2 protein-coding genes are annotated in these 3,508 nt (G+C 64.7%); both read right to left on the bottom strand.

Annotated features, from left to right (window positions below; genetic code table 11):
• Positions 1-140: 140 nt before the first annotated feature.
• Positions 141-1,013: an SAM-dependent methyltransferase gene (locus MJ783_RS17605; protein WP_239311674.1), complete on the bottom strand. Its 873-nt coding sequence runs from the start codon at positions 1,011-1,013 to the stop codon at positions 141-143.
• Between the two features lie 351 nt (positions 1,014-1,364).
• A partial coding sequence (locus MJ783_RS17600; RefSeq protein WP_239311672.1) for a SpoIIE family protein phosphatase occupies positions 1,365-3,508 on the bottom strand: 2,144 nt, incomplete at its 5' end.

Below are 3,508 nucleotides of genomic sequence, written 5' to 3'. Positions count from 1 at the left end.
GGCCAAGGCACAGGCGGTCTGAACTCTAGATCAAGCCCAATCCTGCCGGGCAGCTGCACTCCCGCGCCGACAGGGCAGGGCCGGGACCCCTTGCCTGTTCAACTTGTTGGGACCGGTGAACCTGGTGGAGCGCGGAGGTTCTACGCCGGCTTTGGTGGATGTGAAGAATCGAACGGACGGGCCGGCCGGACGATGGCGCGAGTCAGGTTTGACAGGCCGTACGGGTGCAGGGAATCGTTGCGCTGCCACAGCCCGGTGTCCACCGCTTGACGTTGCCCGACCTGCTCGACGACGTCGAAGCCATGGGTTTCCAGAATCCGCGCCATTGCATCCGGGCTTAAGAAGGTCAACCATGGTTCCCCGTGGGAGGCGGATGCGGGGGCAACGGCGTCGACATAGCCCTGGCCGGCAGCGTCGCGTAGGTTCGCCGGCAGCATGTGCTCTACGACGATTTCTGTGCCGGTCGCGAGACCACCGACCAGCGCCATCGTCTGATCGACGACCTCGATTGGGAGGTACATGGCCACCCCGAGGCAGCTCACAAAGGCCGGGCGGCCCAGATCGAGGCTGGCTGCCTCCAGCGCCTCGAGCAACCGGCCGGTGCGCAGGTCAAACGGAACGAAAGAGACGGTGTCCGGTATGAAAATATCCGCCTTGGCAAGGGCATGCCGCTTCCAGTCCTGACTGAGCGGGTGGTCGACCTCGAATACTCGCAGCCGCTTCCCAAATGTTGAGCGATAAGCAAAGGAGTCCAGGCCGGCGCCCAGAATCACGTACTGGCCGACGCCGCGACGGACGGCGTTTGTCAGACAATCTTCCACGAAGCGAGCTCTGGTCAACACGGTTACCCTGGCGCCGGCCAGTACCAGGTGGGAGCCATGCAACTGATGGTAAGAGATGAGTTCCGCCGCGTGTTCTCCTAGGAGCGGAGCCGCCAGCGGGTCGGAGAAGATAGTCGGGTCTTTGTCAACTAGGAGATGGGCTGCGCGCGCGGCAGCGGCGGTCAGCGCCATCCGGCTGGGATATCCGATGTCCACGCGAGTGAAGTTACATGCCGACCGTAAGGCTACCACAAAATGGAATTTTTTTCAATTATGCAACGGGGCGTGTCGACCCGTGGAGCGGCAGTTCGGTGTCACCCCGCCCAGCCGGCGGGAGACCTGTGCTCCGTTCGGTGAGGAGGGCGGCCTGCGTTCCGTCGCCGGCATCGTCAGCCCGAGACCCGCATCCAGGTCCGTGACTTCAGGTGGTGCTGGATGCGGCGCATTTCTGTGCGTAGCCGGCCGCACTCTGCCACGCGGTAGATGAGCATGTGCGGGGCGGGCGGCCGGATTCTTGACGAGTTGCCGTCCAGCTGCACCCGGTCAGTCGTTTTCAGTCGGCGCAGGGAGATCGAGCTGGAACCAGACGGTCTTACCGGTCCGGGTCGGCCTGGCGCCCCAGCGGGTGGCCAGTTCGGCGACGAGCTGCAGGCCGCGGCCGCCCTCGTCGTCGACGGTGGGATGCAGCAGGCGGGGAACCCGGGTGTCTTCGTCGGAGACCTCGACATAGAGGGCGTGCTGGCCGCGCCGTAGGATCAGTTGGCCCGGGGCGTTCGCATACCGGATCGCATTGGTGACCAGTTCGCTGACCAGCAGTTCGACGGTGAAGGCAGCGCCTATGACTTCCCAGCGGCTGAGGGCGCTCAGGACGGCTTCGCGCGCGGCCTTGGCTGCCTGGGGACGCGGGGCGATCGCGGTGGTGGCGGTGGTAGCGGTGGTGGTGGCACGGACGAGTAGCAGCGCGACGTCATCGTCGTAGCCTTCGCCCCGGTCGATGAGGCTGAGCATCCGGTCGGCGGTCCTGCCGAGATCATGCGCCTGTTTCTGTTCGGCGTCACGATGGATGGAGCTGAACATGAGCTCGATGCGTCGACAGCCTTCGTCGATGCCGACGGTGGGGGACTCGACCAGGCCGTCGGTGAAGAGCGCAAGTGTGGTTTCGGCTGCGAACACGTGCCGTGTTTCGGTGTACGTCTGTTCCCCCAGCCCGAGGCCGAGGATCGGATCGCCGTGGCCTTCGAGGCGGCGGACCTTTCCGTCCGGACAGGTGAGGACGGGATCCAGATGGCCCGCGTTGGCAATGCAGATAGTGCCGGTAGCCGGCTCGAAAATCGCATAGATACAGCTGATGAGCGTTTGATCGGGGCCGCTGCCGAGGTTCTGGACAAGGTCGTCGAGATGGGTGAGGACGTCGGCCGCGGGCAGGTCGAGAGCGGCGAAGGCGCGGACGGCGGAACGGACCTGCCCCATGACGGCCGCGGCCGTGAGGCCCCGGCCCATGACGTCACCGATGACCAGCGCGACCCTGCCCGCAGACAGCGGGATGATGTCGAACCAGTCGCCACCAACTTCAGTACCGGCCGTCCCAGGTTCATAACGCCAGGCGATGTCCAGGCCTTCGACGGCGGGGGTTTCGTGCGGCAGCAGGCCGCGTTGCAAAGCGATGGCGGCGGCGCGCTGGCTGGCGTAGGCTCGGGCGTTGGCCACCGCACTGGAGATCCTGCTTCCCAGTTCGGCCGCGGTCTGCACGTCCCAGTCGGTATAACGACGCCGGGACGAGCCGATGCCGAAGTAGACGACCCCGAAGAACTGCCGGCCCACCAGCAGCGGAACCACGATCGCCATGTCGATCGCGACCTGCTCGAAAAAGTCGTGCGGTTCGGACATTTGGACGCTGTGTATTATTCGTTCTGTTATGTCGAAAAGCACTGGTCGGCGCGTGGCGAATGCTCGATGAGCGGGATTATCCTGATCAAGATAGACCAGAGTTCCCACGGTATTGATCGGAGTTGGCGAGGCGGAGCGCGGCGTGTTGGCGTGCCTGGCTCCGCGTAGCGCCAGCCTGTCCGGGTGGGTGTCGGCGTCGAGCGTTTCGTCGGCCAGGAGGACCTCGCAGTTGTCGGCGAATTCGGGGACGGCGAGGTCGACGATCGCCGCCAGCGTGTCCGGTAGTTTCAGGGACGCGCCGACCAGCCCGCTGGCCCGCCCCAGCAGGCGCAGCCGCTGTTCCACGGCCTCGCGATCGGCTTCCGCCTGTCGTTGTTCGGTGATGTCGATCGCGGCCACACCGATCGCCGTCGTGACGCCGTGCCGATCGCGGATCGGATAGTGAGAAGCGCTCCATATGCGGCGGTGCGGCCAGCTTGCCGGGGTGCGTCCGGTGATTTCAACATCGATGATCGGCTTCCCGGTGTCCAGCACCCGCCGGATCACATCCCATGCCTGAGGATCTATATCGGGAAGCAGCTCCGCGATCGTCTTGTCTCCGATGTCCGCCGTGGACAGACCATTGAAGGCGAGTATGGTCTTGTTCATGTAACGTATTCGTAGCTCTGTGTCGACAATCAGGAGGCCAATTGGAGCCAAGTCAGTGAGTCGCGCGGCCAGCTCAAGGCTTTCCAGCTCGTCCGATCTTGCTGGTTCACGACGACCCGGGATACCCGTGCGTCGGACCATCAGCGCGTGTG

Origin of the sequence: Protofrankia sp. Cj3, from assembly GCF_917627355.1 — a bacterium.
Classification (GTDB): Bacteria; Actinomycetota; Actinomycetes; order Frankiales; family Frankiaceae; genus Protofrankia.
Note: the sequence above shows the minus strand (reverse complement) of the source record. Positions and strands in the feature narration are given on the sequence as shown.